The sequence below is a fragment of the Halobacterium sp. KA-4 genome (assembly GCF_021028995.1).
In the GTDB taxonomy this organism is placed as follows: Archaea; Halobacteriota; Halobacteria; order Halobacteriales; family Halobacteriaceae; genus Halobacterium.
This window is the reverse complement of the sequence record NZ_JAJJZG010000015.1, coordinates 41383-66252: the sequence shown is the minus strand read 5'-3', so window position 1 is coordinate 66252 and position 24870 is coordinate 41383. Positions and strand designations below refer to the sequence as shown.

Here is a 24870-nt window from a genome sequence, read left to right as displayed (position 1 = left end):
GTTTCGTATTGACGCTATGAGACGCTTGTGGTCTTTACATAAAGAATTGCGGCCGGATTGGTCAAACCGCTAGGCGAGTCTTCGTACTACCACTACAAGCGAGAACCGAGCATACCTCAGGAACTGTTCTCTCAGAATAGTTGATGTTTGGCGACAAGGTAAAACCGCCCAATTGCGAGTGCCGCGATGAGGAGACCAACGACGATAGCGAAGACAGTTGGCATATCCATCTGGAGGAGGAAATAGAGAGACCCCACTACTGCGACGGCGAGCACTACCGCACCTGCGATAAATATGGCCTGTTGGCTTCGCGGCGAGTCCGCGGGCGTGGTCTCGCTCATAGCCATTCATTTATCCTACAAGAAGGTAACAATTCCGACGAACGACTTAGCTAAACAGTAGCTGGTAATACGAATTCATTTCTTTATTCGGAACCGAGTACGAAACTCAAATGCCCGATTCAGTAACGACATATATTTACTAACCAAGTGATTCGCGGTCAGTGTCCTCCAATAACACCGGAGAGAACCAATCTACATTCCTCAGTTCAAACACGCTCACGATTATTTCGTCTCTCGCTACCGCTGTTTTCGTCTACCCAGAGGTATCACACTCGTCAGGGGGTGAACCAATTGGCGACGGAGTATCTGCCCTCTTGGTAGGCGGACTCCTCATGAGCTTTATCTAGGGATTGCGGGTTATTGACTGGGTCGGAGACACCGTCCCTTCAGCGACGGCCAAGACAGAGTCGCAGTCCTCACCGTGCTTGGCATCGTTATCGGTGGCAGCCTCCTCATTCTCTTCTATTTCCCTGATACACCTGCGGCGATTGGCCTGCTTCTCCTTGCGATTCCAACAGCACTCCTCGTCATCCGTGATGTCTTGTCGTAGGTGACTGTCGAGTGAGTAACGAGACCCCTCGGTCCCGCTCTCCGTGACCGACTCGCAGATTAACTGACCGCGTGGTTCGTAGCGTCCTTGGCGAAAGAAACCCACTCTCGTCCCGCGTCTAAACAAGGCCGAAGGCCGCTATATCTCATACCGGGCGATCTCGCGGCTCCCACATTCCGAACACTGATCGGACTCCGAAGAAACATTGGCACCACACCGGCGACACTCAAAAACCACCTCAAAACCATTCTTGGACGAGAAAGCCCGCTTCAAAACCCGTAACATAATGTATTACTCCGGATCGACGACTTCCCGGCAGTCAGGACACTCCGCCCACACACCCAATTTGTACTCGATTAAAACGTGGTGAGACAGTATCTCACCGCCACAATGCGGGCAATTTCCAAGATGCGGATTCTGCGTACTCATACGGTTCGAAAAGTGGGGGAAGAGGGGAAAGCGTGTGACTGAGGGCCGAAGCACCCTCTACAATCCTGTGAGAATTGGAGGCCACATATAACTCAGGTAACCACACCGAAAGTGAAATAGTGGTTCTGTTGAATTGCCTATCGATCGATGTATTTTGCCATCAAGGAGGTCAAAACGGATGAAGATGTCTCACTCAGTACAAGGTTGACACCCGATTATTTGGGTCCACTGGTGCAACCGTATCAACACTTATCTCACGACAACCCATAGGAAATACATATGGCCCTCAGTGTTTGGGAGGTGTTCCTCGCCCTATTCAGAGGAGGTGAAGAACCCGGAGAGGAATCCGGTGAGGAGGAAGACGAGGGTCGTTTTGTCCCAACCCCGTTAGACTTGTCTGTCCGAATCGGCCACGGGGGGTCTGACAGCCAGAGAGTCCGTGAACTCACCAAAATAAGCGAGCAAGCACAAGAAATCGAAGAAGAACAACGCGGTAACTAAGCAGAATTACTCATCAGTTGTTTCGTCTTTCCAATTATCTGAATGAGGGATTTCAACAGAGCCGAGACGCCCTCAAATCACGTTGGATTCGGACATTCGTTACCAGTATCATTATCACTTCGAACTTCCGTGTTCACCTAGAGATGGATATCTGCCCTCCTCAGTTGCTGAAACATCAGGCGGTGAGAAGAAATGCCTAAATGCCAGAATTGTGGAGAACACGTTACTGAGCGATATACCCGTGTGTTTACGCCAAACGACATCGATGAACCACGTGTCTGTCCACAGTGCCCAGATAAACTCCGGGATGGGGCAGATATTCGTGAGGCAAAATCAACTCGTCGATAATATGAGCCGTTGGGAACTCGTTGCAACTGCCTGCTGTTTCTTGTCTAGAATTAGTGTAGGATGTCTCGCTGAAAACAAATCTGAACTTCGTGGCCGACCGATATCGTGCAGCCACGCCACCGCAGACAGAATCTCGCTGGAGAAGTTCTAAGAATCGGAGAATGACATATATCGCCCCCCAGAATGCCCTATATATCCAGTGCAGTAGATATATGTTCTAGCACAGCGTAGTTACGACTATGCCCGACGACCACAACCAAGATGACGACCGTGCTCGCGCTTCAATGACACGCGGGGAACGGATTCGCGCCGCCGCGCGGACGCTCCGAACACCCCGTACGGCCTCGTGGATCGCCGATGAGACGGAGGTCTCGGTGAAGACGGCGCAGAAATACCTCGACCAACTCGTCGAGGACAACGTTCTCCGAAAGATCGAGCAAGGTGACCAGACGCTGTACTGCGTCGACCAGCTCATGGCCACCTATCGGGAGGTCGCTGCCCTCCAGCGCGAACACAATCGTGAGGAACTCACCGCGTCTCTCGAATCGATGCGCACCACAATCACAGATTGGAAGACGTCGTACGGCGTCGAGACGCCAGGCGAACTCCGGGCCAGCATCGCTGACCTCGACGACCCTGACGAGATTGCGGAGCGGCGCGAGGTCGCCAGCGAGTGGGAGCATCTCGTCGACCGCATCCCTGTCGTTCGAGCAGCACTCACCGAGTACGACTGGGCCACCGAGCGTGACGCTCTCCCGGCATAACAACTGATGGGTCTTTCAGGAACGACCGACAGCTCGGTCTACGAGGGACTGAAAGATGTGTTACAACGACATCCCATCGTTACGACTGTCGCCTACGAACCGGATAGCATCGTCAAACAGTTCCTTCGAGCGCAGATTGACCCAAGCCGTGTTGTGCCGCTGACCGGCCCAGAGTCGCCGACACTTGACATTGAATGGCGGTTTGTCGAGGACGAACCATATTATCGCATCCACTACGCCGATTCGAACACGGGGTTCAATTGTGGGTGGCACCGCGACGATGATCACCCTGATCTCGGGCCGGTTCACTTCCAGTATGCTCATCCAGTGAGGGGTGAACGTGACCATGAGTGTGCCCACTTCAAGAAGACGATTCCGACGGAGATTCTCTGGATCGCCCTTGATCGATTGTTCGAGAAACGAATTCCGACTCTCACAAACGACAACTAATCCACGTTGCTTTCACCGGTTGTGTGGATGAGAACGGTTTTGTGAACGGATAGAATGTATCGGCCTATCCCTCTGACATTGCGACGAGCACACAGTTGACAAAAGAGTTCCATAGAATAGTCCACATACGCTTGTCGCAGCCACAGCCAACAAATGTACTGGAATCCCGACTACTGGTCGGATGTTTCGTTCTCGCCATCTTCGCTCGGCTGACAGGCCATCAATGTCGAGATCGTCTCTGCGTCTAACTCGCTGTCCGACCGAATCGAAATGTTCGTCGAAGAGTGGTTACAATCGAACTGATTGGGTTTGACCTCGAAGGTCTCGGTGGTGCCAGTGGTTGGAATCGACGCCGTGCCCTGATAGTGGCCCGGTTCGGTAAGCGTCACCGCTACTTCACCCACCGATTCGAGCGTGTAGAGACCATCGAGGAGCACTTCTTCCCCGCGTGCGATCACGAGTCGGGATGTCACCGTGTCTTCCGTCGGGTTCGTGAGGGTCATGCCGTGTGGCTTACTATCACTCTCATTGGACAATGAGCCATCTCCAAGCGAGAGCGACGTCTCTTTACCCGCGGAAACACGCTCGGTTGTGACGTTCAGACACGCCATCTTCGTCGAGATTGTGGCGGTTTTCACCTCGCCATCCGATTGGATGGTAAAACTCGTCGACGAAGCGTTGCAGTCGAACCACGCGAGGTCTACGTCGACAGTGCTGGACGACTCCGTCTCAGGAATGTTCACCTCAGCGGTGTAGCGGAGCGGGTCAGTGAGCGAGACTGCAACGTTCGACTCCGATTCGAGTTCGTACGTTTCGTCGAGGGCAACTGAATCATCGGGTTCCCGAATCACGAGGTGCCTAGTCCACGTTTCGTCCGTTGGATTGTCAAGAACGATCCCGTGCGGGGTTCGTGCTCCAGTCTCGGAGAGCGTCTCCTCCCCGAGTGCGATATTCGTCGTTTCGCCAGTTGGGATCCGTTCGTGCTCGTTCATCTGCGTAGTCTCCGTCGGGTCGTTCGTCGGCGGTTGGTCGGTGGGCGTGTTCGTCGCTTCGTTCGGCGGTTGATCGCCGGTGTCTGCCTGGGAGATACAGCCCGCGATTGCCGTGATACCGATTCCGGCCATGCCGAGAAACGCTCTGCGTTCCATACACAACGTAGTCTCTCGGGGGTGACTATCGTCCTATCCCAGACTCAAAGATGTCTTTGAATCCTCCGTGCCGCTCTCCAGTTGCACAATCAGCCGCCCGCAGGCTGGCGCTGTGCCGGTCGGTAGATGTACCAGTACCAGAGGAGAAATAGGCCGACGACGAGACCGAGTCCCGCTGAAAGCGTTAAGGTTCCCGGTCCAGCAAGAAACATCTCAAACATCGTATTGAGTCTAGTTACGATGTCAGGTGACGGCGTCATGCCCGGGGCGGCGCGGATCGTGGGTTGACGGGACCACCAGTGGGCGTGGATCAAGACGCTGGCAACCGCAATCACGCCGACTGCACCGAACAGGCGCTTGAGTGCCGACGATAACGAGGGGCTTGTCCGTTCCGCTCCGGTGAACAGGACGAGTGGACCGTGTGCAGGTGCGTAGACATCCATTTCACGGCCCTGTCGAGAGTACCACGTATCCACGACCGCGACCAGTTCGGCCTCCTGAAGTCGAGTGAGATGGTAGTTCACGTTCTGGACGGATGTCTCGACTGTGTCGGCGAGATCGGACTGTGTCTGTGGTTCGTCGTACAGGGCCGCAAGAATCCGACGGGCCATTGTCGATGAGACGACGGTCAGAATCTCATCGGCATCCGCATCCTCGAAGTCGACGAGCTTTGGATCGACATCGCGGTCGGTTAGTGACTCGGGGGACGATTTGAGAGGAAGGAGCGTATTCACGCGTATGTGTGAATTTCGCGGACGAAGATATAGGGGCTGAGGAGAGTCAAAGATGCCCTTTAGTCTGTCCCACCGCCGGGCCTAGTCTTAGTATCGGCCAGCAACTCTTCGTCGATGTCCATAGCCTCGTTTGGCATTTTCAACGTTGTGAGGTGTGCATTCCCTATCCTCATTTCTCACAGTGGGGGTTATTGAGAAGGTGAGTATGAGCGAGATTCGGATAGATGGTTTTCAGAGTAGGTTGAATAAGGATCTCCCTCATTCAACGTTAGAGAAGAAAAGTTGAATGGGACAGTCACTCGTTCAAGGATAAGGAGAAAGGTTGAACGGACGCTATAGAGATTATATACGAGACTAACTTCCAGTTCGTTCGCGGTGTGACCCTCCTCGCGATCAATAGTGATTCAAGCCACACGTACGATCCTCCCGACCGCGTACAGCGCGTCTGTTCCATGTCGAGGCTACTCTGTTTCTCCCCCAAGGGGTATTTATGGTAGTTTCTCACTCCAAACGAGGGGTGTTCACTGGAAACAGTGGAGTGTACGTCCTCACCGACCGGAGAGCGTCAGGTGAGACTGGTGATTATAGACGTCTACGATCCTCAGGTGTTACGAACCACGATACAAACCTCCGGTGATAGATACAGATAGCTCAGAGCACAGAGACAGATCGCGCCCTACATCTGGTCATCACTCCCATCGTCGGTCTCCTCATCCAGCCCGACGAGGTCGTCTTCGAGCCGTTTTCGGTGGGCTGCTTTCTGGTCACTCTCTGACGGCGGCTCGAGGCCCCCGATCGCGTCATCTGGTGGGATATTGTCCTCAGGAATGGAGGGTGGGTTTTGCTCATGCTCGTAGCCGATGATCAACTTATCGCGATTGAGTCGCCCGATTAGACGTTCTAACTCTGTCTCTCGCTCTCTGTGAAGACGTTGAAGCTTTTGAACGGTCTTATCCAGATCGATTTCTCGGACTCGATTGACAACACGCGTTCCGACTGTTGTGAGCGTATAGCGTTTCTGCGTTCCGTGGTCGATTGGCCGATGTGTGACCTCAATGAGCTCGTTCTCCACACCTTCCTGAAGTCGGTTCGAGACAGTTGACGAACTCACCAACACCGCCTCGTCGACATTCTGGAACGTAGCACTTCCGAGACCGATTTCGATAAGCACCTCCAGGGCTCCTTTGCGGCGGAGATACGCTTCCACAGGACTTCGCTCCATTGATAAATAGAGGGTAGCCGCTCAAGACAGATATAGATGCAACTAATCCTTGAATCGAAGCTATCCTTCAAGCGTACCAATATTGCTATCAATCAAATTCTTGCTTCATAATGCCCCTAACCGTTCAAATGTCTCCCCCTCAAACCCTCTCTCAAGCAAATCGAAAATATCGTCCCAGAATATCAGTCTACTTCAAATTAACATTCATTACAGCATCTCTCAATGTCTGGCTCACACGACCCACTCGACATCACGGAATTGCAGACGGCCCGTGAGCTACTGGTCGACCAGGCATCAACGCTTCTCGAGGGTACACAGAATATCTCACGGACAATCGGGAGTCTCCAATTTCCGACTGAGATAATCGACCAGTGGGTGACGCGCAAGTCGAATTTTATGTTCTCAACCGAGTCGATGGTCCGCGTCTTCATCTATATGCACGCGTGCGACTACACACAGGACGAGGTAGCTAACCGTATTCAGTCGTGGCCGTACCTCCAACTCAGATTCAACTTACAGCGATCGGTTTCCCAGGGAACAATCTCCCACACGAAACGACGACGGTTCAGCCCACAGCTCCGGCGGTTCCTCAAAGCGATTGGCAATGACATCCGAATCGTTGCAGCTGAGAACGATCTCGACGTCCGGGAAGTTTCGGCCCCGACGCTGATTGGCGGTGCGAATGCCGAGGGCGACGAAGCAAGTTCCGAGACGAGAGAGCCAATCACCCACTTCGTCGACCGGCACGCCAGCGACCTCTTAGAGACCGCTGGCAAGCACGTATTCCCTGCATTCGACACCGGGCGAGCAGCGAACGTGAAGCACGAAGACGAGACGGTGTGGGAATCCCAGACTCGAATGAGTCTCCTTGGCGACCGGACGGGCTCTCGAACGGTCTACCGGACGTTCAATAGACAGCTGGACGATGCGTTGCATCACGATACGCATACGTATGCGGTCAAGAAGTGTGCTACACCGGGCAGTTACCAGTACACGCTCGGTGATTTCGACACCACATCGACGAACCCGACTCCATCGTGGCGACGGTGTGCCGAAACACTCCAAGATTCGTTCGATGAGTCGATAGAGGGGTTACTCGGTGCGCTCCAGCAGACGGATATGATTACGGAGCCCGTTGTTGCGGCGATTGACATCACCGAGATCCCATTTTACGTCTCTCCGTGGAAGGCGAAATCGGATATCCAGCCAGACGATCCGCGAATCGAGCTGGGTAACGGGAAGCAGAAGGTACCGAAAGCGGACTATCCAGAGATGGTGAGCGGATGCGAAGATCCGGGGACGTACGGCTACAAATACGCCACGCTCACGATTATCGGACGCGATGCTCCGATTGTTCTCGCGGTTGAGCCCATCCGTGAGAATTCGACGTGGGAGGGCGAGAGTGGTGAGACAACATCGCTCGATGAGGTTGTTGACAGATTGATGGAGCGGGCGACAGCGCACGTTGATATTCATCTGGTGATGGCCGACCGGGGATTCGATGGGCATCGCGTTCAGGATGTGCTGGACAGCTACGACGTGGACTATCTGCTTCCCAAGCGGAAGTACGCGAAAGACTGGGCGGCGATCGAGAACATTCGAGAGCATCCGACGGCTGATATTGCGGTCGAACCTGACGTTGATCTGTACCCGGCTCCGGACTACGAGTACAGCCACACGACGAACATCATGTACGTGCCGCCCAGAACCGAGGACTTCGTCGCGATGGAGGACGAGGAGGGCGAGCGGTCGTTTGCAGTGTTCGTCACGAATCGAGAGGATGTGTCACCGGACGATGCAATGGGATTGACAGCCCGGTACAGTAGCCGGTGGGACATCGAGAACGAGTATCGGTCGATCAAGCGGTTCCTGCCGTCTGTTGCGTCGAAGGACTATCGTGTGCGGTGTTTCAGTTTCGTCTGGGCGACGTTGCTCTACAACGTCTGGCGGCTCGTCGACGCGCAGCTTCAGGTGCTTGTTGGGGAGGCGTACGACGAGTACGAGGCGAATCCTGTGGATGGTCGGCCAGACACGCTGTTGACCGCTGTTGGCTCTGTGTTTACGCTGATGGATTCACTCGAACCGCCTGACTGAGCGGGGACTCTTCTCTTCGTGTTAATTCGATCGGTAGCAGCAGCGCTCTTCAGATAACGACTTTTTGCGGCAGTTCTCATAAATCAACCGCTGTTCTGCCAGTCCGCTGGTAGGAGTTTCTAGGTTGGAAGTGACTTCTCATCGATTACTCACGCTGAACGTTATTTCCGCTTTCCAGATTAGTGTGAAAAGTCACCTTCCGAACCTGTGGCCCCACAGTTTTCGAGGTTCTCTAACATACAAATAAGCGGTTTATTCGCACCGCTTCTCAACAGAGCCCACCCCATAATCAGTCTGCAGAGACCCTCACACACCCTGATAGCACAGGATCGCTAAAGCATTATAGAATGAATCACCCGACGGAAACAATCACAGGAGGGGACGAGAGAGAAGTACTACGAGGACCGACTCAACCACTGGAGGCCATTCAGAACACTTCGTGGTAATTCTCCACTACCTGCTGTTCCTCCTCAGAGAGTCCGAACAGCTCATACACCGCTTCATCAATTTCCGCCTCAAGCGCACTGATGTCCTTCGCAGCAACCGTCTGTTCGTCCTCCTTCAGACGATCCAGTAACTCCTCAACACCGTCCTGCGCGACCGGAATCTGCATCGACATCTCCTCACCACTCTTCATATTCCGACCATTGACCGCCTCACGAACGTACTCCGCGCGCAATTCATTCTCCGCCCGACTTCCAGAATCAATGAGCGGGTCGGTAATCTCGTCAGTGTTCCCGGCGGTCACCACAAACCGCCCATCGTCGGTCTCTTCTACAGATGCATTCACCGGATATCGACGAGTCTGCCACTCGTACTCAATTCGGTCCAGCTGCCCATCGTAGTCGCCCAGATACGCCTCAGGGAAGCGGTTCGTTTTACTATCTAGGTCAATCGACGAGACAATATCCCCTGTTCTATCACGGATATCCTGAAAGACGTCAGTAGAATCTTGAGTAACACATGGGAGCTTTTCGACGTACTGCGTCCGGTATGAGTAGTATCCGCCCGCTTTGATGGCCGCGATATGCTTCAAGTAGAAATCTAATGCCTTCGAATTCAGTTCCGTAGACAAAATTTCTGTAATATCGCGGTACTGCTCGCTAAACGTGACACCATACGCCGTCGTAAAGTACCATGTTCCGGCCTCGTCGATCATGAACGTCGCATCATCCGCAATCTCGGCCTGAATTGTTTTCGGCGTCTCGAACTTCTCCAAATTCTGCGAACGTCCGAACTCCCACCACACGTCACTATCCAACCAACCGCCGTCTTCACGCTCTCTTAAGGCTGTCTCGTGCTTTTGTAGGTACTGCCAGGACAGCGGCAACTCATCGCGTAACTCATCTTCACCATACAGCACCGCTTCCTGGCCACCGTCGTTCGCCTGCTGTACGTGATACGGGTAGATAACGTGCAAGCCAGACCACTTACCACGCCACCTCTTGACGTCATTCCCTTTCAGGAACGGGCGCAGTAAATCAGTCTCAATCTCGTACTCCTTCGACTCACCTGTCGGCACGATTGTCACTACATCGCCGGTATCACTCGATTCTACGCGATCGGCATCGAGTACGTCAACTACGTAAATCTTGTTCGCACTCGTCCGAATACCCTGGAATACGGCATCAGTCGCCTTCCCGATTGTTGTATCAGCTTGCTGTTCGAGCTTCTCAAACACCTGCAATTCCTCCGGCGGCATCAACGGCCAATATTCCTCGCCTGAAAGCGTGCTCTGCGGGTAGTCAAACACGTCGATGAACTCGTCCGAATACCCAGGGTTCCCACGGTGATCACGCACCGCTTTGATAATCTCATCGTCGAGCTCTCGGTCACTCTCATTGTCGGTGTTCGCTTTGACTCTGACACATCGAATATCGTTATCTTCGCGTGTGGACTCGTCTGGTTCGTCTTCCAGAATTACGATTGCCGGGTAGTTGGTCGCATCCTCAAACACACCGGAGTCGCGGAAGTCGTACACCTCCTTGATGCGACTTTCGTCTAGCATTACTTGTCGAAGGCCCTCACCGTACTCTGTGACCATGAACTGGTTCGGGGTAATGAACCCGAGTTTCCCCGTTCCCTCCTGGAGCCAATCGAGTCCACGCTCGTAGAACGGACAGTAAATATCGTAATTCCCGGTGGTTGAGTCGTATAGCGACTCCATCATCTCTTTCTGACTATCGGGTAGGTTCTGCACGCGCACGTACGGCGGGTTCCCCACGACGTAGTCGTAGTCCATGTAATTCTTCACAACGAGCGCCAGTACGGTGTCCTCGAACATCTTGAACAGGCGCCCGTCGTCGTGGTTCTCCTGCAGCTGCCGTGTCACCTCCAGCATATCGTCTACATACGGCGAGAAGAACTCCTCTACACCGTCGTATCCCTGGGACGTGTACCGCTCGATACCGGAGTTAAGACCGCCTTGGTACTCCCAGTATCCTTCGTCCATATGCCACTTCACGACGTCGAGAACGCCTTGTAGCGCCGCGAAGTATTCCCCGAAATTACTCACCCCGGTTTTCAGTTGGATTGTGTCGAATAACGGCATCCGAATTCGCTTTACCAGGAACCCGTCGTCAGTCTCGACTCCGGGCGTGTCTGCTGTATCATCGACCTCGATCGGGAGCGGTACAGGTACGCGAACGTCCTGTGTGTCCTCGGTCATCGCATCCCAAGTCAGTTGCCGACCTTCCGCGTCTCCAAGGTCGGCGCCGGTTAGTTCACGTTCGTCTCGGAGGGTGTCTGCGCGGAAAATCGGGAGTCTGCGGATCGTGAAATCGTGGTCCTGTTGTTTCGCTTCTCGGTATTCCGGCAAGATCGCGACCATGAATCGGATCTGCGCCATCAATACCGCGAATGGGTGAATGTCTACACCGACAACATGCGGGTGCGTACACAACTCAGTCAATTCTTTCGTCCAATCCGGGTCGTCGTCATACCGTCGTACGTCTTCGATGTATCGCTCGATGGCTTCAACCAGGAACGTACCAGATCCGCATGCCGGGTCAATTACTCGTTGCGAGGATACCCCGACGTCGTAGTCAACACCGTCCATAATGTAGTCCACGACGGGTTCGGGTGTGTAGAACTCTCCAAGCGCTTTCCGCGTCTCCGGGTCGAAATACCGCTGGTACAGATTCCCGAGTGGGTCACCCGAAATCTGGGCGAAGTCGAACTTCAGCACCGCGAACAGCGTATGTGAAATTGCGCGACTAAACCGCTCTCTGGTCGCTTCACTCAGCTCTGTATCGGTCCCTTCCTCTGCGACTTTCTTGAACCGTGTCGCACCACTTCCGTGCCCGGTCGCTAGCGCCGTACGGTAGCTCTCTTTCCACCACGTGAAAATGTCGTCCTCAAAGAGACTCTCAACGAGCTGTTCTTGCATGTCTTCGATGAGGCTTGCGGCAGCAACGGGGTAGGATTCAGGGTCGATTTCTGATGAGAATCCCGAAAGGCCGGTGAAGTAGTCGTCCATTCCCTCGTACTGGGTTTGCTTGAAGAAGTCGTAGTCCTGCGCAGCCTTCGACAACAACAGCCGTCCAAGGAGTGCGTGCCCACTCTCGAGGCAGAACATGAAGTCCTTTAGGTCGGACTGTCGGTTGCTCGGCAGCATCGACTCCCATGACTCGGGTGTGTCTTCGGGGATGTTCGCGTAGCTGGCTTCCCAGAAATCATATGCACCTTCGACGAATTTCGCTTCTTTGTCGTCGCGCAGTTCGTGTAGCAGGTCCATCATCGCGGTGACGAGATCTGCAAACACACTCCCTTCCTCCAAACGGAACGTGTCGAAGAAGTGTTCGCGACCGAGTTCGCCGTTGAGCGTGACTGGCTCAAGCCGATTCAGGTAGTCGTTTACACTTTCGGTGTCAGTGATATCCCATTCCGGTTTCTGTAGCGCTTTGAACGTGTCTCGCGCTTGCTGGCTTGTTGCTTCGGCGAGGGCGATCGTGGTGAGGTGGGATTCGTCGCGGCGGTATAGGCGCAGTTCTTCGCCGTTTGTCAGCACTCCATAGTCGGCTTTCAGCTCGTCTACGTAGTGGAATAGTTGGTCGGTGTGTTTGTCGAGGTCGCGTCCGCTGGATTTGAATTCGTAGACGGCGGTGACGGATTCGTTGTCGTCGAGGGTGATGTAGTCCGGGCGCTTGTTGTCCGGGAGTGTCATCTCGCTGCGCAGGTCGTGGCCTGCGCCGTCATAGTCCAGTAGAGTGTAGAAGTGTTCGTTGAGGAAGGCGTTCTCGACGTCTTTTTCACTCATTTCGGCGTGTACGCGGTCTCCGATATTGTGGAGGCCGTCGAGAAAGTCCGACGGTGTTGGCATGGAAGCGCTTTAGACTAGAACACTTATAAATCTTTTAGATATTCTACATTTCGTGCTGTTTGCTTAACATTCTTTGCAGCCTTCTCGCGAACAGAAGCGTGGTTGAGCGAGGCTAGCAGTAGTTGAAAGTGCAGTTTATTTATTCAGAGTACTGGGTGAAACAGTCGGTAAGTACAGACGAACAACTAACCTTGTGTGAGAATAGAAGGCCGCAGTCAGAGCGTATCCACGCCCTATCGGTAGAGATTGAACCGGCGGAATATCGTCCCGAGAAGTACTGCGACGGGGATAATTTCCAAGCGGCCGACCCACATGTTGATGACTAACATCGCTTTCGCGGTGTCGGGCATCCCCGGCCCAGTAATTCCAGAGTCCAACCCAACGTTGCTCTGCGCGCTCATCACGTCGAAAATCACGTATTCTAACGGATACCCCGGGGACAGGACGCGGAGGAGGACGGCAACGCCGATAGCGAGGAACGTGATCCAGAGGACGAATACAACGGTTGCTTCGGTGTATTCGCGTTCGGCTTGCTGCTCGCTGAGTTTGCGCTCGCCGATGCGTAGGTATCGAATCGCCGTGTTCGGTCGGAATACTTCCTGAATCTGCCAGACGGTGCCCTTGATGAGCGTGGCGACGCGAATCAGTTTGAGCCCGCTCGTCGTGGACCCCGCCGCGGCGCCGGTCAGCATCCCCAGACACGTCAGTAACGTCGCGCCAGCACTCCACACCTGTTCAGTCCCACCACCGACCGTCGCGCTCCCGAAGCCGGTGTTAGACGTCGCCGACACAAACTGGAACAGGCTCACTCGGAACGTCTCCTCCAGCGTCGCGTACTGGCCGTTGGCGTACAGAATACCAGTTAGCGCGAGTGAGCCGGCGGCGAACCAGAGGAAAACCCACCGCGTCTGGAGGTCCGCGTAGAAGTTCCGTAGCTCGCCTCTGAACAGTAGGTAGTGAATCGGGAACGCGATGCTGCCCGCGACCATTATCGGAACCGTCGCGTACTCAATAATCGGGCTGTCGTAGTATCCAATAGACTCCGCATGCACGGAGAACCCGCCCGTCGCAATCCCAGTCATTCCGTGGTTGATAGCATCCCACAGCGGCATCCCAGCGAGCAGGAAGAGGACGATCGAACCGACAGTGAGGCCGACGAAGATCTTCCAAATCTCTCGGACAGTCGTGACGATGCTCGGATGAATCTTCTCCGAGCGCGCTTCACTCTCGTACAGCGTATACGATCCGCCGCCACCACTTCGCCGGAGAATGGCGACAGTCAAGACGATGACGCCGACGCCACCGATCCACTCGATAAGCGACCGCCACCAGTGCAGCGACCGCGGGAGTTTCTCTTCGACAGCAGCCATCGTTAGGCCCGTCCCAGTAAAGCCGCTCATACTCTCGAACACCGCATCGAGCGGATGGAGGAATATCGCTGTCGTTGAATCTATTGGTGGTGTATTCGCCCAAACAGGGAATGGGTCAACCTGAATCGTCCACGCGATAAAGATAAACGGTAATCCGCCGAGGATGCCAACGATCGCCCACGAGCTGGCCGCAGTGACCATCGCGTCGCGTTTCTCCGGCGGTGCTGCATCTCGATAGCGTCGGGCCAACCCAGTTCCAATTCCGGCTGTGATGACGGTAGAGGCGAGGAATGCGGGGATGGCGTAGAACTCACGGTTGACAGCCGCCACGACGATAGAGACGACCATCATCAGTGAGACTGCCTGTACGATGCGGCCGACGTCGCGTGCGACCGTGTCTGTCTCAACTCTCATTAGTCACTACTAGTCGCGTTTCGCCGCGGGCTTGCTGGATAATTCATAATCCAAACCCCTCCGAGGAATCCTCCTCGTGGTCCTCGTAATGACCGAAGACATCCGTCACCTTCGGTGTCGCCCCAGTCCCGGAGTAGACCGTTAGGAGGTCATCCTGCTTGATGCGAGTGTCACCCCGAGGAGTAATGGGGGAGTCCGTTCCTTTCCGTTCAATTGCGACGACGAGTGTCTCCTCGTCAAGCAATCCTTCTTGGTCCGCCTCGCTGAGTGTCATCCCGGAGATTGGTGCATCTTCAGCGACAGTAATTTCGAACACTTCGGCAACCTCTCCGACGCGCATGTAATCGACGATGGACGGCCGGTCAACTGACCGGAACAGCGACTCTGCGATGAGTCGCTGAGGATTTTCCATCGTATTGACGCCAATCTGCCGGAACAGATTCATGTGCTCGGGGTTGTGCACGACCGAAACGATTGCCGGAATTTCGAGCTCTTGGGCGAGCAACGAAACCATCACGTTCGTTGCGTCCTGATCGGTTGTCGTGATAATCGCGTCCGCGCGGTCAGCACCCGCATCAAGCAGGGACTCTTTGACCGTCGCGTCCGCGTGAAGAACCATGCAGTCGTACTCACTAGCGACCTCGTCTGCCCGGTCGGTGGTCTTCTCAATCACGACGACCTCGTAGCCTGCGTTCGTTGCAATTTCGATGAGTGGCGACCCGATATCGCCGGCTCCGACGATGATGATGTACATGAATGGATTTCTAAATCGCGGTAAGGGACCTGTTCAAGCAATATGCGTAGACGTTCACGTCTCATTCACCTCGTGGTCTGGAAGGCTCAGAATCGGAACGTCGCTGTCGGTTACGAGCCTGTGAGCGACGTCGCCGGTTAGGAGTTTGCGCCATCGACTCCCGCCACGCGGTGTGAAGACGATGGCGCTGGCGTCCTTGTCGTGGGCTGCGTTGATAATCGTCGCTGCAACGTCGGTCCCGTATCGGAGGTCCAGTTCGACTGTCACTCCGGTCCCTTCGAAGCCGTCGGCGACGACGTCGAAGACCTCTGAGGCGTACTGTTCGCGTTGCTCTACGGACGCTTTGTCAGGAGCACCGCCAGCCTTCTCGATTACGTGAATGGCAACGACTGTCGAATCTGTCCCCCTCACGTGCGGGGCGAGCGCGTCGGCCGTCGTCGCCGCATCGTCTGGGGTAGCGACTGGCGCAATAACGCGCCGGAATAACGAGTTCGCCATCTCAGCCACCCCCTGGGTCGCTGTAGACCTTCCCGAGGTAGTGCCACCTGTACTTACCCTCTCCGCCGTTGACATCCGACTCCCAGTTGACTCGGTAGGCGAACGGGCCACGATCTTTGTCCGTTTCACCGGGGCGTTCGACGACGGCGATGGTGTATGCACCGTGGTCCTCGATGCGAACGAGGTCTTCTCCCGGCCGTGACTCGATGGCGTCCGTTAGCGGCGGATGCGCTCGGAGGAGCTGTTGTGCGTAGTGAATGATCTCCCGGAGTTCCGCATCACTGCAGCGTTCGAGCGTTGCTGCGACGTCCGTCGGGATGGCGTCTGGGGGGTCAATATGTGATGGTGTCATGGGTTAGCCGGCCACTTCAGGTCGGACACCGATGGTTGAGTATCAAACCAGTTTGGTGCGGATTCGGTGGCGGCTATCCCCCAGATAGATTGTCACCACGCAATAAGAGTTGGCATTATATTTTTGCAAGAGAAATATCTGGGGTAGATTTTTTAATTTGCAAAATATGCATAGGGAATGATGACAAGTACGTGGAGACACAATAGTGGGTTGTGTGCTCACAAATCGAGGATTAGTTATGCGTTCTAACCCTAGTACAAGTATGGAATATCGGGTCGATGAGATTGACAAGCGGGTCCTCTATCACCTAGCGCGTGATGCCCGGAACACGACAGCCGCGGAGATCGCAGAGGAGATGGAGGTGACCGCGGCAACGATCCGAAACCGAATCCATCAACTCGAAGCGGAGGGCGTGCTGCGCGGGTATCTGGCCGACATCAACTACAAATCTATCGAGGGACGCGTCACCTACCAGTTCAGCTGTACGGCCCCGATTCCCGACCGCGACCGACTCGCTCAGGCCGCACTAGAGATTTCCGGCGTCGTGTCCGTCCGGGAGCTAATGACTGGGAAGACGAATATTGCAGTAACCGCCGTCGGGTCGAATACGGACGATATCAGCCGTATCGCGGGCGAACTCTCGGACATCGGGTTAGAGATCGAGGACGAGAGCGTCGTCGAAGGCGAGTACCATCAGCCGTACAACCCATTTGGCCCAGATGATGTTCCCGTCGGGCCGTCGCTGACGGATTTCATGAGTCTCGCTGGCGGCGCTGAGGTCGTCGAATTCACCGTCTCAGAGGGAGCGGAAGTTGCAGGGCTTACCATCGAGGAGGCAGTCAAGAAGGGGCTGCTGGCTGACGAAATGCTGGTGGTCGGCATCGAACGCGACGGCGACATCCTAACGCCGAAAGGCGAGACCAGGATTGAAACGGGCGACGTCATTTCATTATTCTCGAAATCTGGGCTAGAGAAAGAGGCGCTGGAAGTATTCGGCACCCAATAACGCGGTCCTGATTATGACACGCCCTATTCAAGCAGTATCGGAGTGGAACGCATGAAATGCGGGCGCTGTGGCAGAAATACGACGGTCGAACACTACGAGGTGGACGGATACACTGGCTACCTCTGCGAGGAGTGTGTCGAAGCGTGGGATCAAATCCAGTCGGACTAATTGCGAGCGTTCTCTGCGGCTGTCTATCCCGGTAGACAGTGCGAACAGATTGCATTCCTACTTACTGATTCAGCCATTCCATTTTCAGGCATCTACCTGAATAAAGAAACCGCGTTAGCAACTACTGCTAGTCGCGGAGTTCTTCCAAGTCTGCAAAGCCCCACTGGTTGAGAACATCAACAGCGTCATCGAGATTCATCAGGCCCGCAATGTAGACTGCTTCACGGACGTCGGTGATATTGATATCCACGTTCGGGTAGAGCTCCTCAGTGACCTCCTCTAGGACTTCATCCTCCCGCTTCTTCGTTTCGGGGCGCTGGACGAATTTGAGATTGCTTCCGCGTTCATCATTCCACGTGTCACGGCGGAATGCGAACGGGTAGTTAGAGTCGGTCGCCGTTCCGGGCACTGGCCGCGTTGCTAGGTCTGCAACAAGATTCGGGTCTGCCGTCATTTCAGCATCTCCGGCGACGATCTCTGTCGGTTGAGATGAAGCGTCCGTTGTATCCGCTGCGGATTGGGAGTCTTCTTGGGTCTGTGACTCGGCGTTTGAACTGTCTGAACTGGTGGTGGGTTCCGTATCCGTGGGTTCAGGTTCGGGTTCTACCTCCGTTTCATCGGGGTCTTGCACTTCTCCATTCTTACCCACGACGTCGTCGAGGTCACCGAATCCGTCCCCCATATTCAGACACCTCCACGCTCGATGATGGCTGCGATTTCATCGAAGTGGTCGTTCTGATCGTTCTCCGGGGCGTAGTCGAGGAGGGGAACGCCTTCTTTCTCGATACCGTTCGTGATGGCGGCGGTGTCACGCACTCCGGGCTTCGGTGGTTCCATTTCACCAGCATCGATCTTCTCCCACTCCTCCTCGGTAATGCGGGCGAAGTCTGGAACTAACGTTTTGAACCGCTCGTTCGTGTTGATTGCTTCTAGGAGGACGCGGTCGTTCGTCTCCTGGTCGATGCGGGCCCCAAGGCGGTTCGGGATGACTGCGAGGATGTTGGCGTCCATGTTCCGTTCTTCGAGTGGCATGATGAGGCGCTCGCGCGTGCGCTTGTAGGATTCGATGGTCTCCCCGTTCGGGAGCATGGGCATGAGGATGTTGCCCGACGCGACGACACCGTTGTTGTTCATCATCCCGGAGTTGCTCGGCTGGTCGATGATGATGTAGTCGTACTCGTCACCAAGCAGTGGGTCGACGAGGCGCGTGCGTAGGCGCGAGGAAGCTGCGGCCTCAGACGAGATTCGCTTTTCGAGGGATTCGTGTTCGTTGCTGGATGGGAGCAGGTCGAACTTGAATGGCGTTTCGACTGGGAGGGTGGCGGGGTCTGGGCCGCTGTCCTTCGTGCCGAGTAGAACTTGATCGAGGTCCGTGCCAGATTTGTAGAGGGTGTTGTCGTATCCGAATTCGTAGTTACGGGTGGCGTGACCGTTCGGGTCAAGGTCGATGAAGAGCGTGCTGCCCTCTCCGTTCCGTTCCGCAAGGTGGCGTGCCGTGTTGATTGAGAGCGTGGTTTTCGAGGTTCCGCCCTTGAGGAACGCGAAGCTGACGGCGCGCGGTTCGCTTGAACCCGGCTCAGCGGCGGCTTCGTCGTTGCTGTCGGTTTGAGAGACCGATTCAGTTGGTGGTGCCATAGACACCCGTTGATTGGCCATTCCCATAAATGTGCGTCAGACGTACCACGGTACACTACCGTGGTACAGGACCGTGTACCATAGCCGTGTTAGTGGTACAGGGTACAACATCGGTCTGCGGTAGGAGATGCAAGGTATAGGAGAGTCGAGATCCCCTCCCAGCCGGCTGATGTCCCTCATCGGGGCTGCGTCTGAGTGTACCAGCGCGATGAACTGCAACTATGGAGGCGGCCAGTATAGGGCGTGGAGTGGCTGATTAACAGGTCTAAGTCTAAGGTTGGTGGAACCCGCGCCAGCTACACGGACCAATACCAGGGTAGTGTGCCGAAGTATGGTTCCATGAACCTGGCACATGCTTCTGGTTCAAGCTCCAGTACCAGATCTCACTATCACGTATGTGATTCAGGACTCGGGTACACGGGAGTGTACCACAATACTGTGCCATGGTACTGGAGTGTGTTATTGAACCATGTGACAGAAACGTGGTACAGATATATGGCACAGGAACATGGTTCAGGTTCGTGGAGCAGGATCAAGAAACAGTACCAAGGTATTGTTCCGCGATACTGGACTATGTGCCGGGCACGTGTGCTTGGAGCGAGTGTCAGTTTCGTGTAGCAAACTCACGATGCAGGAGCATGGGACGAGCACGTGGATCGGCCCCATGAAACAGATACGAGTAACAAGTCCATGATTCAAAGACAAGTTACAGTGCCAGGGAACAGGAACGCGGATCAGATTCGTGGGTAGGGAACCGGATACAGAACCACGATCGCGAAGCGCGCTCCCGACTCATGAATCTGAATCAGGGAGAAGGTTCCTGTTGCAGTAACAGAGATGTGAACCGTGGACTCGACCTGGAACGGGCGTTCCTGGTTACAGAGACACACTATACCACAGTGGGGGGACGAGAGCCAGTAACCGGACGCCCCATATCCGAGTGGCTTGCGGCTAATGGCGCGTTACTTGGGGGCGGGGATGGTAGATTCTTCAAGGATATCCTCTCGCGAGACGTCTCTTGTGGCTCCATCTCGCTTCTCACGTTCTCCCCAGTTGATTCCGCGTTCGGTTAACGTATTGAGGTACTTGAGATAGTCTTCTTCCGGTGCTTCTGTGAGAGCTGTCGCTACCCGGTAGGCGCTCGAATCCTTGTAGTCCTGGAGAGAGTCGTACCGACTCCAGATCGGGAGATAGAACCGTCCTTCTGCTGCAAGCCGGTTTGAGAAGTCGAAGGATCGCTTTCCGCCACCATTCCATTTGATGGTGTAGTGGTAGAGGTCGCCGTACGTGATGCCGTACTGGTCGAGAACTCCAGATACAGCAGGGTCAATACAACCGAGGGTCTCAGGCTGCCTCATTGAAGTGTCCCACCACTCGGTGTGTTCGAGGAGTTCTTCTTCCGTCGGTCTGTCTATTAGATGAGTTACCCTCCCTTCTTCTGCGTCGTGGATGCCTGCTGTGTCGTTTTCGTAGACTAATTCGACGTCGATCGAGAGTCGTAGGTCGTGGTCGTACTGGTATTCACCCTCGCGTGGGTAGTTGTCTGAGTTGCGGATCTCGCGGGTGAAGTCTTCACGAGAGGCGTCTTTGAGGGTTGAATGGAGTTTTTCTGTCGTGATTGGGGGTTGGAGGGCTTTGCTGGAGTTTTCCTCGGCTGGTCTGATGACGACCGTTTCTCCGAGCCATTCTCGTGGAACGGTGGCGTGGGCTCCGTTTCCGAACTCTTTGACTTCTCGCTCGAGCTGTGTGTCGTCGTCTGCCATATCTGTGTGTTTGGCTACAACTCCTTGAGTGTTGCTTATATACGTGTATATACGAGTATTTTAGCAGTAGTTCCTGATTTTACCGGAGTCTGTTGCACGTGCTTCTGCGGCTACGCCAGCATCGAGTCCCTCGAAGTCATTACCATCCCGACAGGCCACCCAAACCTATCACGCCCGGGAGAAAACCCCGGAATCGATGGACGAATACGATCCGCCGGACCACTTGCAGTCCGAGGTCACAGACCCCCCGAAGTTCGAACACAACGCCTCTCCCGGCCGTCTCTCCCCGTACGCAATCGGCAGCGTCCACCCGGCTGACGTCCACTGTCTCGCGCTTCTCCACTTCCAGAACACCATCGCCCCAGAAAGCAGCCTGTTCACCGAGTGGCCACCTAGCGAGGACGCCCCCCAGTGGTACTGTCTCGCCATTCTCCGCGAACTCGTCTCCGACGACGACACCGACTACCGCAGCCTCGCTGACTACCTCGCTGACACCCCCCGTGTCGCCCGTGAAGCGGGCTTCTCCCCGGATGAGATTCCGCACTACTCTACGATCTCCCGGCATCTCAGAGCGCTCTCCCCGGGGGATGCTGTCTTCACAGAGGCAGCAACGCGGGCGGACCAGGCGGCTCGCTACACCGTCATGTATGACCGACCGCTTGACGATCTCGGTCCTGACCCCCCGGAACCCGAGCCGGAACACTTGGAATGGACTGCAGACGATCCCGTTGACGTCGGGGAAAAGATGGAGGCCGCCACCCAGGTGGTCGGAGAGTTACTCGCGCTGACGATGCCCGCGCTGGGGTTCGACCGCGACCAGCTCGCGCCGAACTACCAGTATCGGACTGAGGACTTCTATCGGCTGCTCGCCCACATCGCCCTTGAGGACTGCTACGCGGCGAATGGGGCGAAGTTGCTACGATGGCAGACGGATGATGCTGTCGCGGTCCCGCCGCCGGCGACGCTGCGGAGCTACGCCCGTGAGTACGAGGTTGAGGAGTTGGAAGCGAAGTTCATTCGGGGCACCTGTCGGCTCTTGGAGCGCGAAGAACTGCTCCCGGAGGAACCGGTGCATCTCGCTTACGACATCACGGACGTCCCCTGGTACGGCGACGACCATGAGTGGACGAGTGGGGGACGCCAGTCTTCGAACACGACGAGTTACTGGAAATACGCTGTACTCTCGGTTGCGGCCCCTGATCGGCGGTACGTACTGGGGGCGACCCCGATTAAGAAGGAAAACGAGACGGCGGACGCGTTGCGGCGGCTGATTCGTCGCGTCAGCACGTATGCCGACTTCGAGCTGGGGCACGTCTACTGTGATCGGGGGATGTACCGGGGGGACGTGGTGACAACGTGCCGCGAGGAAGGGATTGACTTCCTGATTCAGGCGAAGGATACGGGTGCCCCTGGCGAGCTACTGGACCGACTCGATGACGACGAACCCGACGGCGAGAACGGGGTGCGATTCGCTGGATTCACCGGCAGAGACCAGGTGAACGTGTTTGCGCACCCCATCCATGAGGGGGAGATCGGGAGTGAGGCACGCGAGAAAGAGCACGTCGCGTGGATTACGGATTACGACGTTGAGGACGTCCCCGACGAGAAGCTGCGGAAGTACGCGTACCAGTTCCGGGATCGGTGGCAGGTTGAGACGGCGATTCGTCAGCTGAAACACGACTTCCAGGGGCGTTGTGGATCGAGCAAGCGCGCGGTGCGGACGTTCTACTTCGGCGCGGCTCAGATGTTCTATAACTACTGGACAGCACTCAAATACGAACTCCCCTACCACTTCGGTGGCCGGGAGAACTTCCAACTCACCGCGACAGACGTGCTTCACGCGATTCGGGAGGCCGACGTTGAGCGTGCGCGCACCGGTACGAAGAGAATCATCTGACAAACGCGGCAGACAACATCAGCCCTGGAGTGTGCAACAGACCTCGGTAAAATCAGGGACTACTGTTAGAACAGTTCTTCTAACCGCATTGAATCCTCCAACACTTCCCGAATCATCTCTGGCCGGATATCCCCAAACTCATAAAGATAGTAGCTGCCGCCCTTCGGCCCCTCATTATGCTCCTCAACCTCGAGAAAACCTTTCAACTTCAACTGGCTTAACCGGTCACGGATAGTCCGATCTGTCTTCACATCCGCATTAATGAATTCTGCCCCCTGCTGATACACCTGATACACGTCACTGCTTTTCGCCGGCAACTCATCCCGCTCGTGCAATTTCAAAATCGCATACAACGTCAAATGGCTCTGCGTCGGCAAAGACTCAAGCTCGTTCTCCACCTGACCCCCCTTCACCAACGGTTCAGCCTCACGAACCAAATCCTCCGTCACCTCAGTCATATCACGGCTACGCGCTAAATCGCCGGCTTTGAATAACAACTTCAACGCCTGCCTCGCACTCCCTGATTCCTGCCCTGCCATCGCTGCACACAACGGAACTACATCCTCCTCAAGAACACCGTCGACGAAAGCCTTCTCCGCTCGCTGGTACAAGATATTCCGCAGCTGGTTAGCGTCGTACGGCGGGAAGTGAATCTCCTCATCGCACAACGAGTCCTTCACACGAGCCGACAAGTTATCGCGGAACGTGAAATTGTTTGAGATTCCGATCACGCCCACCTTCGTCTCCTCTGGCGGAACATTCCCGTTATCGTTCGACCTCGGTAACTGGTATAGAATGTCGTCGTCGTTCCCGATAGCATCTACCTCGTCCAACACAAACAGGACGTGTGTAGCCTCTACTTCCCGAAGATGCTCCCACAGGAACTCGTAAACCGTGTCCGGTGGATAACCAGTCGTCGGGATCTTATCCTCAAAATCACGGAATTGATTTACCAACTTCACCACCACCTGGTACGAGCTCGACAAGTTCTTACAGACAATATCGACGACCTCGACGTCGAGATAATCGTATTGCTGCTGATCCTCACGAAGCCTGTCCATAACCATCTGCGTTGCCACGCTCTTCCCCACACCCGTCTGTCCGTACAAGAAAATATTACGTGGACGAGCGCCCTTGATTACCGGTTTTAACGACGACTGGTACTCGGTCAATTCTTGATCCCGTTCAATCAAACCCTCTGGTCTGTGACTATCGCGAAGAACATCCTCGTCGACAAAAATTGGGTCCTCTGCCGTGAATCGTTCCAATCCCATTTTACCCGGACACAGGAACACTAACCACATAAAACCCCTCCCTCTTCCTGAGAGTCCTGAGTCTCCCGAGACATTAGGATACTTAAATGGAGATATATCTCCCACACACGTCATTTCCTGAGAGCTAGCCAAAACACGGACGACCGGTTAGATTCTGACCTCTAGATAAGGATAAATTATAAGATCCCACTCCACAAACAGTATCCGTAATACAAACAAATTGCAGTGCTGTAACTGTCTGCGGTAGCTATCTTGATTCAGCGAGAGAATCCCGCCCTTCCCGTGAGTGACGAGTGTTCCGACGCTCAGTCGGAACCGAGGAGCGAACAGGGCGGGAGTGAATCGCGTAAGCTCTGTGCAACAAACCACTCGGTTTCTCCCTGCTGAATACCCCACGTCACAAGAGTTATCTGAATTGGGTGTCTCGTATCTGCTAAGGCCAAATGGAGTATCATCTGCAAACCGGGTCGCACACAGTGTACGCGCTTCAGTACCACTTCGTGACTGTCACGAAGTACCGGGCCGATATTCTCACGTATGAGCGGCTGGAGCGTGTGGCTGAAATCGCCCACGATATTGCAGACGACTTCGAGGCCGACATCAAGAACGTGGACGGTGGTACCGACCACGTTCACATCCTGTTTCAGACCAAACCAACCACAGACCTCACGAAGTTCATCAACTCACTCAAAGGTGTCACGTCCCGACGGATACGGTCGGAGTTTCCCGAAGTAACACAGACGCTCGAAGATGCGTTCTGGCAACCGGGATACTTCCTCGCCACGACCGGCCAAGTGAGCATTGACACGCTGATGGACTACGTGGACGACCAGTAGC

General features: G+C 55.0%; 22 protein-coding genes. 8 read left to right on the top strand and 14 right to left on the bottom strand.

The window, feature by feature from the left end; translation table 11 throughout:
• Nucleotides 1-131: 131 nt before the first annotated feature.
• Complete coding sequence (locus tag LPA44_RS13865) at nt 132-341, bottom strand: hypothetical protein (RefSeq protein ID WP_230890128.1); 210 nt, start codon at nt 339-341, stop codon at nt 132-134.
• 841 nt (nt 342-1182) lie between these two features.
• Nucleotides 1183-1320 carry a DUF7837 family putative zinc-binding protein gene (locus LPA44_RS18460; RefSeq protein WP_442903400.1) on the bottom strand — a complete coding sequence of 46 codons (138 nt, stop codon included), beginning with the start codon at nt 1318-1320 and terminating at the stop codon, nt 1183-1185.
• A 279-nt stretch (nt 1321-1599) separates the two neighbouring features.
• On the opposite strand from LPA44_RS18460, the gene LPA44_RS13860 reads away from it, so the two are divergent.
• The 4 genes from LPA44_RS13860 to LPA44_RS13850 all read left to right on the top strand — a co-directional run bounded on the left by LPA44_RS13860 (nt 1600) and on the right by LPA44_RS13850 (nt 3383).
• Nucleotides 1600-1821: a hypothetical protein gene (locus LPA44_RS13860; RefSeq protein WP_230890127.1), complete on the top strand. Its 222-nt coding sequence runs from the start codon at nt 1600-1602 to the stop codon at nt 1819-1821.
• Nucleotides 1822-2013: 192 nt separating this feature from the next.
• Nucleotides 2014-2169 carry a DUF7563 family protein gene (locus tag LPA44_RS18455; RefSeq protein WP_442903399.1) on the top strand — a complete coding sequence of 52 codons (156 nt, stop codon included), beginning with the start codon at nt 2014-2016 and terminating at the stop codon, nt 2167-2169.
• Nucleotides 2170-2408: 239 nt separating this feature from the next.
• Nucleotides 2409-2933, top strand: coding sequence for a DUF7342 family protein (locus tag LPA44_RS13855; RefSeq protein WP_230890126.1), 525 nt, complete (start codon nt 2409-2411; stop codon nt 2931-2933).
• A 6-nt stretch (nt 2934-2939) separates the two neighbouring features.
• The gene (locus LPA44_RS13850; RefSeq protein ID WP_230890125.1) at nt 2940-3383 is read left to right on the top strand and encodes a hypothetical protein; all 444 of its coding nucleotides are present in this window, start codon (nt 2940-2942) and stop codon (nt 3381-3383) included.
• 170 nt (nt 3384-3553) lie between these two features.
• On the opposite strand, the gene LPA44_RS13845 is transcribed toward LPA44_RS13850, so the two are convergent.
• The 3 genes from LPA44_RS13845 to LPA44_RS13835 form a co-directional block, all read right to left on the bottom strand.
• A complete protein-coding gene (locus LPA44_RS13845; protein ID WP_230890124.1) occupies nt 3554-4531 on the bottom strand; it encodes a hypothetical protein in 978 nt (325 codons plus the stop codon).
• Nucleotides 4532-4620: 89 nt separating this feature from the next.
• Nucleotides 4621-5265, bottom strand: a complete 645-nt coding sequence (locus LPA44_RS13840) for an ArsR/SmtB family transcription factor (protein ID WP_230890123.1) — start codon at nt 5263-5265, stop codon at nt 4621-4623.
• A 676-nt stretch (nt 5266-5941) separates the two neighbouring features.
• Complete coding sequence (locus tag LPA44_RS13835; protein ID WP_230890122.1) at nt 5942-6472, bottom strand: hypothetical protein; 531 nt, start codon at nt 6470-6472, stop codon at nt 5942-5944.
• Nucleotides 6473-6709: 237 nt separating this feature from the next.
• Between LPA44_RS13835 and LPA44_RS13830 the strand changes: the two genes are divergently transcribed.
• Nucleotides 6710-8581 (top strand): transposase, encoded by a 1872-nt coding sequence (locus LPA44_RS13830; protein WP_230890121.1) that lies wholly within the window; start codon nt 6710-6712, stop codon nt 8579-8581.
• Nucleotides 8582-9008: 427 nt separating this feature from the next.
• On the opposite strand, the gene LPA44_RS13825 is transcribed toward LPA44_RS13830, so the two are convergent.
• From LPA44_RS13825 to LPA44_RS13805, 5 genes are all read right to left on the bottom strand, one after another.
• On the bottom strand, nt 9009-12902 hold the full coding sequence (locus LPA44_RS13825) for an Eco57I restriction-modification methylase domain-containing protein (protein ID WP_230890120.1): 3894 nt from the start codon (nt 12900-12902) through the stop codon (nt 9009-9011).
• 233 nt (nt 12903-13135) lie between these two features.
• The gene (locus tag LPA44_RS13820; protein WP_230890119.1) at nt 13136-14686 is read right to left on the bottom strand and encodes a TrkH family potassium uptake protein; all 1551 of its coding nucleotides are present in this window, start codon (nt 14684-14686) and stop codon (nt 13136-13138) included.
• Nucleotides 14687-14729: 43 nt separating this feature from the next.
• Nucleotides 14730-15440 carry a potassium channel family protein gene (locus LPA44_RS13815; RefSeq protein ID WP_230890118.1) on the bottom strand — a complete coding sequence of 237 codons (711 nt, stop codon included), beginning with the start codon at nt 15438-15440 and terminating at the stop codon, nt 14730-14732.
• Nucleotides 15441-15494: 54 nt separating this feature from the next.
• Nucleotides 15495-15938 carry a universal stress protein gene (locus LPA44_RS13810; protein ID WP_230890117.1) on the bottom strand — a complete coding sequence of 148 codons (444 nt, stop codon included), beginning with the start codon at nt 15936-15938 and terminating at the stop codon, nt 15495-15497.
• Between the two features lies 1 nt (nt 15939).
• Nucleotides 15940-16290 carry a hypothetical protein gene (locus LPA44_RS13805; RefSeq protein WP_230890116.1) on the bottom strand — a complete coding sequence of 117 codons (351 nt, stop codon included), beginning with the start codon at nt 16288-16290 and terminating at the stop codon, nt 15940-15942.
• A gap of 262 nt (nt 16291-16552) precedes the next feature.
• Between LPA44_RS13805 and LPA44_RS13800 the strand changes: the two genes are divergently transcribed.
• Nucleotides 16553-17296: an Lrp/AsnC family transcriptional regulator gene (locus LPA44_RS13800; protein WP_230890115.1), complete on the top strand. Its 744-nt coding sequence runs from the start codon at nt 16553-16555 to the stop codon at nt 17294-17296.
• A gap of 295 nt (nt 17297-17591) precedes the next feature.
• On the opposite strand, the gene LPA44_RS13795 is transcribed toward LPA44_RS13800, so the two are convergent.
• The 3 genes from LPA44_RS13795 to LPA44_RS13785 all read right to left on the bottom strand — a co-directional run bounded on the left by LPA44_RS13795 (nt 17592) and on the right by LPA44_RS13785 (nt 20862).
• The gene (locus LPA44_RS13795; RefSeq protein ID WP_230890114.1) at nt 17592-18146 is read right to left on the bottom strand and encodes a hypothetical protein; all 555 of its coding nucleotides are present in this window, start codon (nt 18144-18146) and stop codon (nt 17592-17594) included.
• Nucleotides 18147-18148: 2 nt separating this feature from the next.
• Nucleotides 18149-19099 carry a ParA family protein gene (locus LPA44_RS13790; protein WP_230890113.1) on the bottom strand — a complete coding sequence of 317 codons (951 nt, stop codon included), beginning with the start codon at nt 19097-19099 and terminating at the stop codon, nt 18149-18151.
• A gap of 962 nt (nt 19100-20061) precedes the next feature.
• Nucleotides 20062-20862: a DUF2080 family transposase-associated protein gene (locus LPA44_RS13785; protein WP_230890112.1), complete on the bottom strand. Its 801-nt coding sequence runs from the start codon at nt 20860-20862 to the stop codon at nt 20062-20064.
• Between the two features lie 196 nt (nt 20863-21058).
• On the opposite strand from LPA44_RS13785, the gene LPA44_RS13780 reads away from it, so the two are divergent.
• The gene (locus LPA44_RS13780; protein WP_230890111.1) at nt 21059-22759 is read left to right on the top strand and encodes a transposase; all 1701 of its coding nucleotides are present in this window, start codon (nt 21059-21061) and stop codon (nt 22757-22759) included.
• A gap of 65 nt (nt 22760-22824) precedes the next feature.
• Here the strand turns inward: LPA44_RS13780 and LPA44_RS13775 are convergent, their stop codons facing one another.
• Nucleotides 22825-24033 (bottom strand): Cdc6/Cdc18 family protein, encoded by a 1209-nt coding sequence (locus LPA44_RS13775; RefSeq protein WP_230890110.1) that lies wholly within the window; start codon nt 24031-24033, stop codon nt 22825-22827.
• Between the two features lie 443 nt (nt 24034-24476).
• On the opposite strand from LPA44_RS13775, the gene tnpA reads away from it, so the two are divergent.
• The gene (gene tnpA, locus LPA44_RS13770) at nt 24477-24869 is read left to right on the top strand and encodes an IS200/IS605-like element ISH1-8 family transposase (RefSeq protein ID WP_010901979.1); all 393 of its coding nucleotides are present in this window, start codon (nt 24477-24479) and stop codon (nt 24867-24869) included.
• Nucleotide 24870: the final 1 nt, after the last annotated feature.

Coding starts and splice junctions, on each gene's coding strand:
- LPA44_RS13865 (WP_230890128.1), bottom strand. CDS start 341: ATGAGCGAGACCACGCCCGCGGACTCGCCGCGAAGCCAACAGGCCATA.
- LPA44_RS18460 (WP_442903400.1), bottom strand. CDS start 1,320: ATGAGTACGCAGAATCCGCATCTTGGAAATTGCCCGCATTGTGGCGGT.
- LPA44_RS13860 (WP_230890127.1), top strand. CDS start 1,600: ATGGCCCTCAGTGTTTGGGAGGTGTTCCTCGCCCTATTCAGAGGAGGT.
- LPA44_RS18455 (WP_442903399.1), top strand. CDS start 2,014: ATGCCTAAATGCCAGAATTGTGGAGAACACGTTACTGAGCGATATACC.
- LPA44_RS13855 (WP_230890126.1), top strand. CDS start 2,409: ATGCCCGACGACCACAACCAAGATGACGACCGTGCTCGCGCTTCAATG.
- LPA44_RS13850 (WP_230890125.1), top strand. CDS start 2,940: ATGGGTCTTTCAGGAACGACCGACAGCTCGGTCTACGAGGGACTGAAA.
- LPA44_RS13845 (WP_230890124.1), bottom strand. CDS start 4,531: ATGGAACGCAGAGCGTTTCTCGGCATGGCCGGAATCGGTATCACGGCA.
- LPA44_RS13830 (WP_230890121.1), top strand. CDS start 6,710: ATGTCTGGCTCACACGACCCACTCGACATCACGGAATTGCAGACGGCC.
- LPA44_RS13825 (WP_230890120.1), bottom strand. CDS start 12,902: ATGCCAACACCGTCGGACTTTCTCGACGGCCTCCACAATATCGGAGAC.
- LPA44_RS13820 (WP_230890119.1), bottom strand. CDS start 14,686: ATGAGAGTTGAGACAGACACGGTCGCACGCGACGTCGGCCGCATCGTA.
- LPA44_RS13815 (WP_230890118.1), bottom strand. CDS start 15,440: ATGTACATCATCATCGTCGGAGCCGGCGATATCGGGTCGCCACTCATC.
- LPA44_RS13810 (WP_230890117.1), bottom strand. CDS start 15,938: ATGGCGAACTCGTTATTCCGGCGCGTTATTGCGCCAGTCGCTACCCCA.
- LPA44_RS13805 (WP_230890116.1), bottom strand. CDS start 16,290: ATGACACCATCACATATTGACCCCCCAGACGCCATCCCGACGGACGTC.
- LPA44_RS13800 (WP_230890115.1), top strand. CDS start 16,553: ATGGAATATCGGGTCGATGAGATTGACAAGCGGGTCCTCTATCACCTA.
- LPA44_RS13795 (WP_230890114.1), bottom strand. CDS start 18,146: ATGGGGGACGGATTCGGTGACCTCGACGACGTCGTGGGTAAGAATGGA.
- LPA44_RS13790 (WP_230890113.1), bottom strand. CDS start 19,099: ATGGCACCACCAACTGAATCGGTCTCTCAAACCGACAGCAACGACGAA.
- LPA44_RS13785 (WP_230890112.1), bottom strand. CDS start 20,862: ATGGCAGACGACGACACACAGCTCGAGCGAGAAGTCAAAGAGTTCGGA.
- LPA44_RS13780 (WP_230890111.1), top strand. CDS start 21,059: ATGGACGAATACGATCCGCCGGACCACTTGCAGTCCGAGGTCACAGAC.
- LPA44_RS13775 (WP_230890110.1), bottom strand. CDS start 24,033: ATGGGATTGGAACGATTCACGGCAGAGGACCCAATTTTTGTCGACGAG.
- tnpA (WP_010901979.1), top strand. CDS start 24,477: ATGGAGTATCATCTGCAAACCGGGTCGCACACAGTGTACGCGCTTCAG.